Annotated in this window: 14 protein-coding genes; 6 read left to right on the top strand and 8 right to left on the bottom strand. The window is 71.9% G+C overall.

Translation table 11 applies throughout. The features are described 5' to 3' along the window. Positions 1–18: 18 nt before the first annotated feature. Both MU407_RS09725 and MU407_RS09720 read left to right on the top strand, forming a co-directional pair. Positions 19–663 (top strand): hypothetical protein, encoded by a 645-nt coding sequence (locus tag MU407_RS09725; RefSeq protein ID WP_246956971.1) that lies wholly within the window; start codon positions 19–21, stop codon positions 661–663. Between the two features lie 164 nt (positions 664–827). Next, entirely contained in the window at positions 828–2,648 is a 1,821-nt protein-coding gene (locus tag MU407_RS09720; protein ID WP_246956969.1) for a serine hydrolase, read from the top strand. Between the two features lie 18 nt (positions 2,649–2,666). Here MU407_RS09720 and MU407_RS09715 read toward each other — a convergent pair whose 3' ends face one another. The 3 genes from MU407_RS09715 to MU407_RS09705 form a co-directional block, all read right to left on the bottom strand. Next, complete coding sequence (locus MU407_RS09715; RefSeq protein WP_246956967.1) at positions 2,667–3,155, bottom strand: glutathione peroxidase; 489 nt, start codon at positions 3,153–3,155, stop codon at positions 2,667–2,669. A gap of 286 nt (positions 3,156–3,441) precedes the next feature. Then, the gene (locus MU407_RS09710; RefSeq protein ID WP_246956965.1) at positions 3,442–4,587 is read right to left on the bottom strand and encodes an aminoglycoside phosphotransferase family protein; all 1,146 of its coding nucleotides are present in this window, start codon (positions 4,585–4,587) and stop codon (positions 3,442–3,444) included. A gap of 135 nt (positions 4,588–4,722) precedes the next feature. Then, positions 4,723–6,348, bottom strand: coding sequence for a serine hydrolase domain-containing protein (locus MU407_RS09705; RefSeq protein ID WP_246956963.1), 1,626 nt, complete (start codon positions 6,346–6,348; stop codon positions 4,723–4,725). 242 nt (positions 6,349–6,590) lie between these two features. On the opposite strand from MU407_RS09705, the gene MU407_RS09700 reads away from it, so the two are divergent. Together MU407_RS09700 and MU407_RS09695 are read left to right on the top strand one after the other, a co-directional pair. Next, positions 6,591–7,337 (top strand): glutamine amidotransferase, encoded by a 747-nt coding sequence (locus tag MU407_RS09700; RefSeq protein WP_233190656.1) that lies wholly within the window; start codon positions 6,591–6,593, stop codon positions 7,335–7,337. A 226-nt stretch (positions 7,338–7,563) separates the two neighbouring features. Further along, positions 7,564–8,451 carry a GH25 family lysozyme gene (locus MU407_RS09695; protein ID WP_102235730.1) on the top strand — a complete coding sequence of 296 codons (888 nt, stop codon included), beginning with the start codon at positions 7,564–7,566 and terminating at the stop codon, positions 8,449–8,451. A gap of 94 nt (positions 8,452–8,545) precedes the next feature. Here MU407_RS09695 and MU407_RS09690 read toward each other — a convergent pair whose 3' ends face one another. The 5 genes from MU407_RS09690 to MU407_RS09670 form a co-directional block, all read right to left on the bottom strand. Further along, positions 8,546–8,995, bottom strand: a complete 450-nt coding sequence (locus MU407_RS09690; RefSeq protein ID WP_102235731.1) for an SRPBCC domain-containing protein — start codon at positions 8,993–8,995, stop codon at positions 8,546–8,548. 203 nt (positions 8,996–9,198) lie between these two features. Then, entirely contained in the window at positions 9,199–9,996 is a 798-nt protein-coding gene (locus tag MU407_RS09685) for a thioredoxin domain-containing protein (protein WP_246956961.1), read from the bottom strand. 106 nt (positions 9,997–10,102) lie between these two features. Beyond that, on the bottom strand, positions 10,103–10,792 hold the full coding sequence (gene pdxH / locus MU407_RS09680; RefSeq protein WP_246956957.1) for a pyridoxamine 5'-phosphate oxidase: 690 nt from the start codon (positions 10,790–10,792) through the stop codon (positions 10,103–10,105). Positions 10,793–10,964: 172 nt separating this feature from the next. Then, complete coding sequence (locus tag MU407_RS09675) at positions 10,965–11,567, bottom strand: GNAT family N-acetyltransferase (RefSeq protein WP_246956955.1); 603 nt, start codon at positions 11,565–11,567, stop codon at positions 10,965–10,967. 89 nt (positions 11,568–11,656) lie between these two features. Beyond that, positions 11,657–12,088 carry a hypothetical protein gene (locus MU407_RS09670; RefSeq protein WP_246956952.1) on the bottom strand — a complete coding sequence of 144 codons (432 nt, stop codon included), beginning with the start codon at positions 12,086–12,088 and terminating at the stop codon, positions 11,657–11,659. A gap of 216 nt (positions 12,089–12,304) precedes the next feature. On the opposite strand from MU407_RS09670, the gene MU407_RS09665 reads away from it, so the two are divergent. Both MU407_RS09665 and MU407_RS09660 read left to right on the top strand, forming a co-directional pair. Then, positions 12,305–13,522, top strand: a complete 1,218-nt coding sequence (locus MU407_RS09665) for an acetyl-CoA C-acetyltransferase (protein WP_246956949.1) — start codon at positions 12,305–12,307, stop codon at positions 13,520–13,522. Beyond that, positions 13,522–14,868: an acyl-CoA dehydrogenase family protein gene (locus tag MU407_RS09660; RefSeq protein WP_246956947.1), complete on the top strand. Its 1,347-nt coding sequence runs from the start codon at positions 13,522–13,524 to the stop codon at positions 14,866–14,868. The genes MU407_RS09665 and MU407_RS09660 overlap by 1 nt, the downstream gene beginning before the upstream one ends. The last annotated feature ends 328 nt before the right edge of the window (positions 14,869–15,196 follow it).

Genomic DNA, 15,196 nt, shown 5'->3' with positions numbered 1-15,196 from the left:
ACACAGGAGGATGCGCAGATGAACGGGTACGAGTACGGGCCGACGGGACCTGCGCCCGAAGACGGGCCGACGGGGCAGCCCGGGCCGCGCGGATCTATGGGGCATCCAGGGTCGATGGGGCCCGCGGGACCGGTGGGGCAGGCCGGGCCGATGGGCCCGGCACCCGTCGGGAGTCCGACGCCCGCGCGCGACCCCTTCGCCGAGCCGCTGAAACCCGCGATCGCCCTGACCGTGCTCTCCGTATTCGCCGGCATCGTGCTGATTCTCAGCCCGCTGATCCTCAACTTCCTCGGCCCCGCCCTGCTGAACGGTGCCCGCGAGCCGGTCCTCTTGGTCATCGGCATCCTCGCGCTGCTGACGGGCGTGGCGAGTCTGCTGGGCTGGGTCGCGATCATGGTCCTCGCGATCATCGTGGCCGTCCGCGGCGGGCGTCAGCTGCGCACCGGGGCGCTGATCGTCGTCATCGTTGCGGGGCTCGGGCTGTTCTTCTCCTTCGATGTATCCGGCTCTGACCTGGGGAACCTGTGGCGGGTGCTGGCGTGGGTGGAGGCCATCGTGGCGCTGCTGCGCGGCATCGGCCTGCTGGTCGGCGCCGGATTCCTGGTCGCTGGCATCCGGAAGGTCCAGGTGCTGCGGAAGCGTGCCGCGCGCCCGCTCGCATGATGGTGTGACGCTTGCCACGTCGGGGGCTCGTCGTTACCGTGGCGGGCGGCGCCCGAGGGCCCTCGACGGCGGGGGCCTCGCCACCCCGGACCTGCACGGGCCGGTCGCAGCGGGAGCACCCGCACGGCCCATCGGCCCTGTGGGACCGGCTGCGAAGGAGCAGCATGCACCCCCGATTCTCCCGTCGGACCACCCTTGCCGCGACCGCGCTGGCGGCCATCTCCGTGCCCGCTGCGGCGCACGCCCAGGGCGACCCCGCCCCGCGCAAGGAGCGCCCCGCAGTGGCACAGGCCCGCTCCGCCCCGCGCTGGGGCCGGGGCGGACCGCATCGTGGCCCCTGGGATCGCCAGCCCACCGGGCAGACCCTGCGCGAGGCGCGGCCGAACGCAGTGGGTCTCGACGCGGGAGTGCTCAAGGAGCTGCCCGGCATCATCCGCGCCGGCCTGGACTACGACCCCGCGCGCTTCTCCGGTGCGTCGCTGCTGGTCGCCTCGCAGGGCGGTATCGCCTACGAGCACGCCGACGGGTACGCGCTGCGCTGGCAGGACACCAGCACCGAGCTGCCTGAGTCCGAGCGTATCCCCGCCCGCACCGACACCATCTACGACCTCGCCTCGATCTCGAAGATCTTCACCGCCGTCGCGGTCATGCAGCACGTGGAGCGCGGCGAGCTGGGCCTCGATGACCTCGTCGCCGACCATCTGCCGCGCTTCGCCGAGGGCGGCAAGGGCGGCGTGAGGATCCAGCACCTGCTCACCCACACCGGCGGGCTGCCCGCCTTCATCAACCTCTACTCCGCCTACCCGGATAAGGCCTCCCGGATCGACGCGGTGCTCACCGTCGCCCCGAAGGCCGGGCCGGGGGAGCAGTACGAGTACAGCGACCTGGGGCTCATCACCCTGGGCCTGATCGTCGAGCAGCTGTCCGGAATGGGGCTGGATGAGTACGTGCGCGCGCACATCACCGAGCCGCTGGGCATGAGCGAGACGATGTACAACCCGCCCGCGGAGCTCAAGGACCGGATCGCCGCGACCGAGTACGTGGAGCATTACGGCCGCCTCGTCCACGGGCACGTGCATGACGAGAACGCCTACTCCCTGGGCGGCGTGGCCGGGCATGCGGGGGTGTTCTCCACCGCGCGGGACCTCGCCGTCTTCGCCCAGATGTTCCTGGGCGGCGGGCGCTACGGCCGTGCCCGCATCCTCCAGCCCGAGACCGTGCAGGACATGTTCACCGACCGCATCGCCAAGGTCACCGGAGTGGGCGGGGCCCGTCGCGGCCTGGGCCCCGAGCTGGAGGCCTGGTACTACCACGCGGGCCTGACCAGCCCCTACAGCGGTGTGCACACCGGTTTCACCGGCACCTCGCTGGTGATCGACCCGCTGACCGACACGATCGTCATCCTGCTGACGAACTCCGTGCATCCCACGCGTGAATGGTCCACCACCTCGGTCACGCGTCGCGAGGTCTCCTCGTGCGTCGCGCATGCCCTGGGCGTCGTGCCCAAGGAGGTGCGGGGCGGCTGGCACGCCGGCGAGGACGATGACACCACGGCGACGCTGTCGGTCCCGGTGACGCTCAGCGGCGAGGACCCGGTGCTGCACCTGCAGCTGTTCAGCCACCTCGAGACCGCTTACGACGTGCTGACCGTCGAGGTCACGGCCGACGGGGGCGAGACCTGGCAGGGGCTCGACGGGCGACTGGAGGCGAAGCACCAGGAGGACGTCGCCGTATCGGCCGGGCAGATCACCGGCTGGGGCGAGCGGGCCGTATGGGACGGGGTGTTCCCGCTGGTGTCAGAGCGGGTGTCGCTGCGCGGCGAGGTGGAGGTGCGCCTGCGCCTGGTCACCGACGAGGCCACCCACGGCCTGGGCGCGTGGGTGTCACGGATCCGCGTGGCAGAGGTGAGCGGTGACGTGCTGGACACCGACCGCCGGGCCGATGCGCAGCTCGTCGTCGCTGACGGGTGGACGCGCGGGGCGTGAGGCGGGGCCCGTCGGGCCTCAGAGGGCGCGTTCGATGTCCTCGGTGAGGTCCGCGGGCGGGGTGTCCGGGGCGTAGCGGGCGATGACCTGCCCGTCCCGGCCCAGCAGGAACTTCGCGAAGTTCCACTCGATGTCCCCGGCGGGGACCCCTGCACTGGGATGCTCACCGGTCAGCCACTGATACAGCGGATGGGCGTGCTCTCCGTTGACGTCGATCTTCGCGAACATCGGGAAGGTGACGCCGTAGTTGACGCTGCAGAACTCGGCGATCTCCTCGGCGCTGCCGGGTTCCTGATGCTTGAACTGATCGCACGGGAAGCCGAGGATCACCAGGCCCTTGTCGCGGAAACGCTGGTAGAGGTCCTGCAGGGCGGCGTACTGCGGGGTGTGCCCGCACTTGCTGGCGGTGTTGACCACCAGCACCACGCTGCCCACATGCTCAGCGAGGTCCTGCTCCTGGTCCGGGCCGGTCAGGGGTGCTGCGGTGAAGTCGGCGAGAGTCGTCATGGGCACCATCCTGCATGCAGCCCGCGCGCGGCGCACCCAGGGGCACTGCAGCCTGCGCGCCCAGCTGCGCGAGCGCACGCCCAGCTGCGTCCCCGTTGGCATGGCGCGCCCCCTGCGCACCCCACACACCTGCGCAAGAGCCCCAACGTCGCGTTCTCGGGCGCTGCGTACCAACAGTGGAACGCAAGACCCGATATCTCGTCGCTGGCAGCAACTCCCTGCGCGGATTCGGGTGCTGCGTACCAGATGCGCTACTCAGCGCCCGAGAACGTGCAGGGAGGCCGGGTCACCGGACTCCGTCGGCCCAGAGGCGCTGTGCGGCGGTGGCGGCGGCGTCCAATACGCCGGCCTCCTGCACACAACGCGCCAGCAGCCAGCGCCGCAGTCGGTCGGCGTCGAGACCCGCGAGAGTGGCCAGGCGCTCGGCGAGGCCAGCGGGGTCCGTAGCCAGGCGCTCGGGCTCATTGAACATGTGCTGCAGCAGGTCATAGTGCGGGTCGCCCACGTAGGGCTTGGGGTCGATGAGGGCCCAGCGCATGCCGCGGAGACCGGCGGGCGCTGGCGCGGCGCTCGTGTTGTGTGGCCCTGCAGGCACTGGGCCGGCGCTTGCGTGGTGCGGCCCTGCAGGCACTGGGCCGGCGCTCGCGTGGTGCGGCCCGGCGACACGTTTCGGCGCCCCGATGGAAGGGTCGCGAGGCCCCGTGCCGCGTGCCGTCGACCCCGTGCAGGCGCCGGTCAACGCGGTGCGGGCGAGGACGTTCTCGCCGTGCAGATCGGTTGCGAGAAGCACCGGCTCCCTTGTCCACTCGTGCGGCAGGCGGCGGAAGAGGGCGAGGCCATGGGCGATGAGCTCCGGCGGCAGCGACGTCGTGGGGGCCTGCGCACCCGAGCGATAAGCGCCCCCGGTGCGGGCGAGCCGAGTCTCAGCCTCGTCGGCCCACTGCGCGCACATGTCCGCGAGCGGCCGGAGCCGTGCCGCGTCGGCGGGTGGCAGCACGTCGGCGGGCGGAACCCACAGCTGGCGCGCGAGTGCGGCGAGGACCTCGTCGCGCTCGGGCCCGGTGAGCTGCCCGGCGAGCGGAGTGCCGGGCGCGATCCGCTCCATGAGCAGCAGCGTCGTGCTGTCGTCGCGCTCGGCGCGGTGCACCCGGGCGGCTCCGCGGTCCTGCCAGGCCCGCATGCCGAGCGCCTCATCCCGCGCCTCGTCATGCGCGAACGCGACCTTGAGCACCAGCTGCTCGCCGCCTGCACCGGTCACTGGCGCCACCCAGGCGCTCGAGCCGCCCGGCGTGAACGGGGCCGATGCCGTCAGCTCCCACTGGTCGAGCACTTTTTCCACGCGGCCTGGCAGCTTCGCGCGCCAGGCGACGAGGGCCGGGTCGTCGGACTCCAGCAGACGCGGCGGCAACGGGTGCCCCGCCACGGTGATCACGACATGCCCCAGCCTGTCGGGGCCAGCCTGCTGGGTGCCGCCATCCCCGTCACCACCACGTTCGCGGGCCCGGAGCGCCGCGCAGCCCCGGGGCGCAGGGGCAGGCCCCGGGGGTGCTGGCGTGGGGGCGTGCTCTCACGGTGCGACGATGCGCGGGGGCATGTGGAAGTCCGCGCTCGGGGTCTGCACCTGCCCGGTGTCGATCAGCCCGGTGCAGCGCAGCCGCCCGTCCTCGCGCACCACGCGCGCCAGCAGCGGCTCCGCCCACGTCCCGTACCCGGCATCACCCCAGGTATCGAGCTCCACCACCGTGGTCCCCGGCTCGATGGGGTCCGTCCCGAGCCGCGCCACAGCCAGCTCCAGGGCGCTCGACGCCGGATCCAGCGCCGCCTCATCCAGCGCGAACAGCCGCCCGCCCAGCATCGCCAGGCGCATCCGCCCCCACAGCGAGTCATAGGTGCCGACGAGCGTCTCGGCGAGCTGCGCCGCCGGCACCTCGGTGTCCTCGAGCTCCAGCGTCGGCTGCTCCTCGAGCACCGCGGGGCGGGGCCGACCGTTCGAGGCGCCGCCCTGCGCCCCCGAGCACTCCCACTCATCGGCCCGCGGTGCAGGACGTCCGGCCGCGAGCGCCAGCAGACCCAGGATCCCGTGGGCGATCTCCGAGCTCGGAGCATCCACCGCCGTGCCGATCACACTCACAGCCAGGCGCTCTGCCGGTGCCGCCCAGGTGCGGGACAGCCCCGTCGGGAACCCGCCCGAATGCCCGATCACGCTGAAACCGTGCAATCGCCCTTCCTGCAGACCCAGCCCGTAATGCCCGCCATCCTGCAGCGTCCACACGCGGCGCCGCAGCTGCCGCAGCGACCCCGGCTCGAGCAGAGCATCGGCCGTCAGCACCTTCCCCGCGAAAGTGGCGATCGCCCCGGCGCTGGCCCAGAACCCGGTCGCGGCCGCGAGAGTTCCGGTGGGGATCTGCTCGACGACCACCCGCGGGCCGTGCAGCAGCGAGGTGTGGCCGGCTGCGAACCCGTCGGCCGTCCCGGCATCCGGCGCCTTCGCGGGAAGGTCCGGGCCGATGTTCTCCACCCCGACGGGCTTCAGCACCAGTGCGGTCACGGCCTCGGCGAAGGACTGCCCGGTCGCCTTCTCGATCACCAGACCCAGCAGGCCGTAGCCGATGTTCGAGTACTGCAGATGCAGGCCGGCCTCGCAGCGCACCGCCTCCTCGCGCGCGATCCGCAGCAGCTGCTCGCGGTCCGCGAAGGGGATGCCCAGGCGCCACCAGCGCGCATCCGAGGAATCACGGGTCAGGCCCGCGGAGTGGGAGAGGAGGTCTCGCAGGGTGCGGTCGGCGACGGGGGCATCGGCGAGCTCCGGCACGCGCTCGCCGAGGGTGTCATCCAGCCGCACGCGGCCCTGCTCTACGAGGCGCATGATCGCCAGCGCCGTGAAGGTCTTGGAGTGCGAGGCGATGCGCAGCCGGTGCGTGGGCTGCAGCTCGATGCCGCGCGGCAGATCCGCCGGGCCCACCGCCACCTCGGTGACCAGCTCGCCGTCATGCCAGATCGCGGCCTGAATGCCGGTCTGCGAGCGCAGGGCCCGGTTGGTCTCGAGCCAAGCGGGCAGCATCCGGGCCACGTCCTCGACGGCGGCGCGGGAGATGGGGGAGGCGGGTTCTGCGGCCGATGAGGCGGTGGGCTGGTCAGGCTGCGAGGACGGGTCGGGCTGCGTGGACTGGTCGGGCTGTGCGGGCTGAGTCATGGGTCTCCTTCGACGAGGCGGGGTGATGCCCACACGGTAGCGGCGGAGGCTCCTCGCTCATATTCCACCAAGGGGACTCAGATGACCGGCCGCCTGCATACTGCACGCGGCCGGTCATCTGCGTACCGTCCGTGGAAGCAGCCCTCCCATGCCCTGCGTCCCCGGCCGCACCCCGCATCCCGGCCCGCGCTCCGCACCCCGCACCCCGGCCCGTGCCCCGCGTCCTGGCCTGCGGGATTACGATGCCCGGCGTGAAACCCTTCGTGCAGATCGCCACCCGCCCCGAGGACCCCGTCGCCGCCACCGAACGGGAGTCCGTCCTGGGCTTCACGGGCCTGGCTCCGGAGGATCTACTGTGGGTGCGGCTGGACCGCGACCCCTTCCCTGACCTGCACGCGCAGGACATCTCCGGGATCATCCTGTGCGGCAGCCCCTTCACGGTCTCGGACCCGCCGTCCTCGAAGTCTCCGGAGCAGGTCCGCGCCGAGGCGGAGATCAGCCGCGTGTTGGATCGCGTGATCGCCGAGGACATCCCTTTCCTGGGCGCCTGTTACGGCATCGGTACGCTCGGCACGCACATCGGCGCCACGATCGACCGCACCAACGGGGAGCCGCTGAGCGCCGTTCCCGTCACTCTCACCGCCGCCGGGCAGGAGGATCCGCTGGTCCGCGCCGCTCAGTTGCCTGAGACCTTCACGGGGCTGGTGGGACACAAGGAGGCGGTGACCACCCTGCCGGAGCACGCCACGACGCTCGCCACCGGACAGCGGGCCCCGGTGCAGATGTTCCGCGTGGGCACCCGCCAGTACGCCACCCAGTTCCACCCTGAGCTGGACGTCCCGGCGATCATCGAGCGCGCCCGCGTCTACCGCGACCACGGCTACTTCTCCCCGGATGAGATGGAGGAGATCTTCGAGCGGCTGCGGCATGAGAGCGCCGACGAGGCTCCGCGGCTGCTGCGCGCTTTCGCGGAGCTGTTCGCCCGCTGAACTGCGGGCCGCCCACTGAGCTGCTGGCCGCCCGCTGAACTGCGGGCCGCCCACTGAACTGCTGGCCGCCCACGGAGCTGGCGGGTCCGATCAGCTCGCGAGCCGATCGAGCACCGTCCGATGCGTACCGTCCCGACGGCCCCAGCTCGGCCGCTGCCTGCAGGCCAACCCGCCCCGTCGGCCCTGCCTCCGCAGCCTGCCTGCGCAGTTCCGGTAGCTTCGTTGCGTGCCCCGCTTCACTCCCGAGCAGGTCCGGCGCCGTCAGATCGTCGCCGGGGTCCTTGCGCTGCTGCTGGTGCTCGCGATCGGCGGCTGTACGGCCGGGCTGATCGGCGCGCTGCGCGGCGGTGGGGCGGACGCTGAGCCTCGCACGCAGCGCGGAGACTTCCGCGCCGATGACGCGGCGATGCAGCTGCCCGAGACCGCAGCGGATGCGGCGGTCCTCGCGAACCTTCCTGAGCGGGTGGAGCTGAAGCCCGGCGAGGTGATGGGCATCGATGTCTCCGCTCATCAGAAGGACATCGACTGGCAACAGGTCGCGGCCGACGGCGTCTCTTTCGCATACATCAAAGCCACCGAGGGCAGCGGCTTCACCGACAGCCATTTCGCGCAGAACTGGGCGGGAGCGCGCGAGCACGGGATCACCCCCGGTGCCTACCACTACTTCACGCTGTGCTCGCCGGGCGCGGAGCAGGCCGCGGACTTCCTCGCCGCTGCCCCGCCGGACGATGCGGCGCTACCACCGGCGCTGGACCTCGAGTTCGACGGCGCCTGCGATGAGCGCCCGGAGGCCCAGCACGCGCAGGCGGAGATCAACGCTTTCACCACCGCGGTGGAGAAGGCCTGGGGGCGGCGCATGGTCATCTACTCGTCCTCGCAGTGGCGTGATCACTACGGTCTGCCCGCGGCCGATGGGCGCCCGGCCTGGCTGTTCTCGGAGACCACGCGCCCGGCGACGTCGGATTGGGCGGTGTGGCAGCTGCGCTTCGACGGCACGGTCGCGGGGATCGAGGGCGGCGTGGACATTGACGTGCTGCGCCCCGAGGTGCTGCGCGAGACCGCCGCGATCGCCCCGGGCGACGGCGCCCTGGAGCCGGACGCCGCCACCGACTGAGCGGCGAGGGATTTCTCAGCTGCGGCGCGGGCAGCGGCGATGAGCGCAGCTGCGCGCATCCGCGAGTGCCCCGGAGATCTCGGAGGGCCGCAGCTCAGCCCGGCAGGTCCAGCACCACTGCACGCTCGCTCGAGCAGGTGTCCACGAGCGCATCCAGCACCCCGGTCCAGTGCTCGAGCAGGTCTTGCCGCTCGGCCGCGCCCAGCAGCCGCTCCTGGTGGAGCGTGATCTGGGTGCCATCGCCCTCGTCCTGCAGGGTCACCTGGAAGATCGTCTCGTGGTCGAGGTCCTTCGGGGTCCAGCGCACACGCACCCGTCGGCCCACATGGGCACCCACCACGCGGCCGCGCAGCACGGCGCCGTCCCGCAGCGGCGCCCCCACCATTTGCGGGACGGAATCCACGCCCAGCCAGCGCGGCAGCCACTCGCTGAGCAGCCGACGCCACACGTCGTCGGGCTCGGCCGGCAGGGTGCGGGAGACGGCCAGGCGCCACCCGGCATCAGGGGTCAGGCCATCGGGGGAGAAGCTGGTCATGCGGTGCATGGCCTCACCGTAGGCAGGGGGCCGACGGGGCGCGAGAGGCCGCGACGAGATATCCGGAAGAGTTCCGCTCCCGGTCAACCCTGCGTCACCTCAGATCGGCGCGTCACCTCAGCCTCGCGCGTCACCTCGGCCCGGCGTCATCGAGCCCGTGCGCGGCCCCGCGCCCTCAGGCCACCAAGCCCGCGGGCAACCTCGCCTTCAGCTCACTGAGCGGCGTCGATCTGGGCGGTGAGCTCTCCGGCCACGGACCAGTCGCCCTCGGCCATGGTGCCGTTGATGAACACGACGGGCGTGCCGGGCGTGGACTGCCGTGCCTCGGGCTCCACGACGTCCTGCAGCCAGCTGACATACGTCTCGCCGGTGACGCAGTCGGTCACGTCGATGTCAGTGGCATCCTCCACGACGCCTGCGAGCTCCTCGGGGCTCATGCCGGCGCCTTCCGCCTGGATCTCGAACAGCGCCTCTTCGGCGTCGAACCAGTCCTCGGGATCCCCCGTCTCGGCGTAGGCGCACACCGCGGCGTTCGCGGCGCGGCTGGAGTAGCCGGGCGGGGTGGTGCGCTCATCGAGCATCGGCCGCGGGTGGATCTGCAGGGTGATCTCGCCTTCCTCGACCATCTCCTCGAGGTTATCGCCGTTCACATCGGAGAACACGGCGCAGTGCGGGCACGCGAAATCGGAGTAGACATCCACCACGACTGGGCCATTGCCCATGGTCAGATACGTCTGGCCGTCCTCGACCCCCGGCGGCAGGGCCATCTGTTCCCCGCCCCCGTCGCTGGCGCCACCGCCGTCGCTCGCGCCGCCGCCGGTCTGCGGATCGGTGGCGGTGGTGACGGGATCACCCGACGGGGTGGGATCCTCCTGGCCGCCCATCCCGAACAGATACCCGCCGGCGATGAGTGCGACCACCAGCACGCCGATGATCAGCAGGCAGGCGGCGCCGAGGATGCCGCCGATGAGCCAGGGGGAGCGGGAACGGGACGGAGTGGGTGCGGACACGGGAATCCTCTGGGGCCGATGGGCTGGACATAGCCGAACACAGGGAGGGTACTCCGCGGATCCGGGCGGTGGCCGTGACGTTCAGCCCGGCAGTCGGGGACTCTGCTCAGGGCTGCAAGCGCTGCCGCTGCCATGCCCCATCGTCGGCGCGCTCATAAACCAGACGGTCATGCAGGCGGTCGCTGCGGCCCTGCCAGAACTCGATCCTCTGCGCCACCACGCGCAGCCCGCCCCAGTGCGGCGGGCGCGGCACGTCCTGGCCCTCGTATCGCTCCGCCACCTGCGCCTGCTGCTGTTCGAGCACTGCCCGGGAGGCGATCGGTGCGGACTGCTGCGAGGCGCACGATCCCAGCTGCGAGCCGCGCGGCCTCGACGCCCAGTAGGCGTCGGACTCCGTGTCGGGCAGCTGCTCGACCGGGCCCTCGATCCGCACCTGCCGCTGCAGCGGGTACCAGGGCAGCAACAGCGCCGCCTGCGGGGTCGCCGCGAGCTCCCGGCCCTTGGCGGAGTGGTAGTTCGTGAACAGCACGAAGCTGTCCTCCTCGCGGCCCTTGAGCAACACGGTGCGTGAGCGCGGCTGGGGCACAGGCCCGTTCAGGTCCACGGTGGAGAGCACCACTGCTGATGGTTCGGGCAGGTCTCCGTGTGTCTCGCGGCGGGCGAGGGCGTCCTCGAGCCAGGTGTCGAACAGCGCGAGCGGATCCGTCGGCGCATCATCACCGAGCATGCCGGCGGTGTAGTCCAGGCGCTCGGAGGCCAAGCGGTCACGGGGGTCGACGGGCGGGGGCGTCGTCATGCTTCGAGGATAGGCCGCGCAGGTCAGGTGTGGGCCAGGTGCGGGGCCCGGGGGAGGGGGTGCGCCGTGGTGCTCTCGCGCGGGGGTCTGCGCGGCAGGATGCGCCGACGGGGGTGCCTGCCGCGTCAGCCTGCGGGGTCGAGCCCGTTCCCCTGGGGTCTGATCTGGCTGTTCAGCGGATCATGCGCACGTCCACGAGGCCCTCGTACATGGGCTCGACCTTGCGGGCGCCATCCAGGGTGAAGCCGTGCTTGGCGTAGAAGCGGATGGCGCGCGGGTTGTCCTTGGCGACCCAGACGCTTGCGGGCGCGTCGCCGAGGGTCGCCTCGATGAGCGCCGATCCGAGGCCTGCCCCGAACCAGTCCGGATCCAGGTACAGGATCGCGAGCTCGAGCTCCCGCACCGGCGGCTCATCCCGGGAGGGCCCGGCGACGGCGAAGCCGACCGGCGTGCCGTCCGCGTCGCGGCCGATGCGGATCGTGAGCGGCCCGGGCAGCCCGGGGGTGCCGGGAAAGGTGCCCACCGGCAGAGCGGTGTCGGTAGCACGGGGAGCGCCGGTCTGCGGCGCCCCGTCGGCCCCGTCGGCGCTTGTGGTTCCGGGAGCGAGCATCTGCGTCCACTGGGCCTCGCGGCGCTGGATCGCGGGCTGGCCGAACCACTTCTCGCCCGAGAGCACATGGCCGTAGGCGGCTTCCCAGCTGCGCACATGCACCCGCGCGAGCGCGGGGGCGTCGGCAGGACGCGGCGTGTCGAGGGTGAAGGCGGGGGAGGCCACGGAGGGAGTCTGGCATACCCGGGCGGATGCGGGGCGCACCAGGCCGCGCCCCCGGGGGCGTGCCCTCGCAGCCGTGCTCGAAGGGTCAGTCACTCGCAGTGCGCCTCGCCCTGAACCGGCAGCATGCACCACGTCTCCGGCATCTCCTCCGCGCGGATGATGACCCGCGCGCCCTCGCCCTCGCCGTCGGCCGGGTCCAGGGGCTCGATGCGCCAGATGTCGGGCGTGAGCGCCTTGCCGTCGTTCGCCACGTCCAGCTCCACCGCGGAGAGCTCCCGGCGCCCCTCGCGCAGAGAGAGCCGCACCGTGGACGGCCCGAAGATGACGGCCTGCCCCACCTCCTGCACGATGACGGTGGGGCCACCGAGCTCAACCTCGTCCAGGGTGGTGCGCCGCGCGGTGAGCTGCCACCACGCCACCGCCATGATCCCCACGATGACCAGGGCCAGGGCGAGAAGCAGGCTGAGGATGATGAGGACGATGCGGCGAGCGGTGGAGACGCGGTTCGACGACGGAGTCATGACCTGATGATCGGCGTGTCCACCACGTGCGGCGAGCCCGCGCCCGAACCCTCTACGGAATCTGCACCGCATACACCAGAACTATCCGATACCGCGAGTATCACTCATCGTGTACGCTCGGTCGCGTCGGCCCGGGTGCCCCGAGCATCCCGTCGGCCGTCGCACGCCCGCCGCGCCCCGAGCTCGTCTGCTGACACCGTCGTCGAAGGAGACCCCGTGCCCGAAGCCGTGATCGTCGCCGCCGCCCGCTCGCCCATCGGCCGCGCCCGCAAGGGCAGCCTCGCCGCCCTCCGCCCCGACGACCTCGCCGCCCAGATGATCACCGCGGCCCTGGATCAGGTGCCTGCGCTGGATCGCGCCGAGGTGCAGGACCTCATGCTCGGCGTGGGCATGCAGGAGGGCGTGACCGGCGGTAATATCGCTCGCCCGGTTGCTCTGCTGTCCGGGCTCGCGGCCACGCCCGCCACCACGGTGAACCGCTTCTGCGCGAGCTCCATCCAGACCACCCGCATGGCCTTCCACGCCATCCGCTCCGGCGAGGCGCACACCCTCATCTCCGCGGGCGTGGAGTCCATCTCGATGCTCGGCGCGAAGATCACCGACGAGGACGCCCGCAACCCCCGCTTCCAGGACGCGTGGGAGCGCAGCGACAAGCGGGCCACCCGCGAGATCCCCGCCCCATGGACGGAACCCACAGACGACGGCGCCCTGCCGGACCCGTACATCGCCATGGGGCAGACCGCCGAGAACGTCGCCGAGCTGCGCGGCATCTCCCGCCGCGAGCAGGACGAGTACGCCGTCCAGTCGCAGCAGCGGGCCGAGCGCGCCATCGCCAGCGGCTTCTTCGAAAGCGACATCACCCCCGTCACCCTTCCGGATGGCACGGTGATCACGGCCGACGATTCGCCGCGTCCCGGCACCACCTACGAGAAGGTCGCGGCGCTGGACCCCGTGTTCCGCGAGGACGGCACGGTCACCGCTGGGAACGCCTGCCCGCTGAACGACGGCGCCGCGGCGCTGGTGGTCATGTCCGATGAGCGTGCCCGCGAGCTGGGCATCCAGCCGCTGGCCCGCATCGTCGCCACCGGCGTGACGGGGCTGAACCCCGAGATCATGGGGCTTGGCCCGGTGGAGGCGACCCGTCGGGCCCTCGCGAACGCCGGGATGAGCATCGGCGACATCGACCTGGTGGAGCTCAACGAAGCCTTCGCCGCGATGGTGCTGCCCACGGTGGCGGACCTCGGCATCGACCACGAGAAGCTCAACGTCCACGGCGGCGCGATCGCGCTGGGCCACCCCTGGGGCCAGACCGGCGCCCGCATCACCACCACCCTCATCAATTCCCTGCGCGCCCGCGACGGGCAGCTGGGCCTGGCCACCCTCTGCGTGGGCGGCGGCCAGGGCATGGCCCTCATCATCGAAAGGATGTCCTGATGTCTGCCGACGCCTCTGCTTCCGACGCCGCCGCTGACGCCGCCTCTGCTGCTGACGCCTCCGCCCGCCCGCTCGCCTCTCGGCCCGCCGGCACGCCCGTCGGCGCCCTCCCGCAGGGCCGCATCGTCTCCCACCTGCCGGTCGTGGACACTCCCGCCGAGCTGCTGCCCGGGGCGCTCGACCACTACCAGCTGTTCCAGGACGTCAGCGGCGATGATCTCGCCGCCTGGGCCGCGGCCCGTTCGATCGCCCCTGAGGTGATGGAGCGAATCGATGGCCTGTGGGACCGCCACGAGTACGACACCTCGCTGCTGCAGGTGCTCGCCGGGGCCGATCTGCTCACCGACGGCCTCGACGTCCCGGGGCACCGCCAGCTCTCCCCGCTCGGGGCGGGGCTGGTGAACATGGAGCTGTCTCGCATCGACGGGTCGGTCGCCACGATGGTGGGGGTGCAGGCTGGGCTCGCACTGCGCTCGATCGTGCTGTTGGGCTCGGAGGAGCAGAAGCAGCGCTGGGTCGAGCCGCTGGTCACCGGGCGTGAGTTCGGCGCCTTCGCCCTCACCGAGCCCGATCACGGCTCCGACTCGGTGAGCCTGGAGACCGTGGCCCGCCGCGACGGCGAGGACTGGGTGATCACCGGGGAGAAGCGGTGGATCGGCAACGGCGTGGGCGGGCACGTGTCCGTGGTGTGGGCGCGGGTGGATGACCCGGCCGATGCGGCGCTGCACGGCCAGGTCTCCGGTTTCCTCGTGGAGCAGTCGCTGCCCGGCTATGAGGCTGAGCGGATCGTCGGCAAGACGGCCCTGCGCGCCATCGACCAGGCGCACATCCGCCTGGAGGAGGTGCGGGTGCCCGATGCGGCGCGCCTGCCCGGAGCCCGCTCCTTCAAGGACACCGGCCGGGTGCTGTACGCGACTCGGGCCGGGGTGTCCTGGGGCGCGCTCGGGCATGCGCTCGCCTGCTTCGAAGCGGCCGTGGAGTACGCGGGCGCGCGCGTCCAGTTCGGGAAGGTGCTTGCCAAGCATCAGCACGTCCAGGTGCGCCTGGCCCGGATGCTCGGGACGCTCGTGTCGATGCAGCTGCAGTGTCTGCGTCTCGCACAGCTCGAGGCGGCCGGGGAGGTGCGGGCCGACCAGGCCTCGCTCGCCAAGGGATTCTGCACCCGCGGTGCTCGCGAGATCGCCGCGGATGCCCGTGACCTGCTGGGCGGCAACGGGATCCTGCTGCAGAACTCCGTGGCCCGGCACATGGCGGACATCGAGGCGCTGCACACCTATGAGGGCACCGAGACGATGCAGGCCCTCATCGTGGGCCGCGCGATCACGGGGGTGAGCGCCTTCGCGTGAGGCGGGGTCGTCCGCGTCGGCTCGTGCGCCCTCGCCTACTTGGGGGTCGTTTCCACGAAGGGGATTCTCACGACCGGCCGCGTGCAATATGCAGGCGGCCGGTCAACTGAGTGCCGTCTATGGAATCAGGCCCGGCCATAGCTGAATCCGTCTTGTGTGCTCAGCCTTGTGTTGTTGCGACCGGTGGGGCCGGGCGGGGGCTAGCCTCGATCTTTCATGGTGCTGCTGAGCGGCGGTGTCCGGCGTCGTTGCCGGTGTGCGCGAGCTGATTGTGGCATGAGGGTGTGACGGTCCGCCGCGTGTCGGTCGCGGTGGTCGGGCGTTCCGG

Source organism: Brachybacterium sp. Marseille-Q7125, from assembly GCF_023062615.1.
In the GTDB taxonomy this organism is placed as follows: Bacteria; Actinomycetota; Actinomycetes; order Actinomycetales; family Dermabacteraceae; genus Brachybacterium.
The sequence above is the reverse complement of the archived record's forward strand: the minus strand, read 5'-3'. Positions and strand labels throughout refer to the sequence as shown.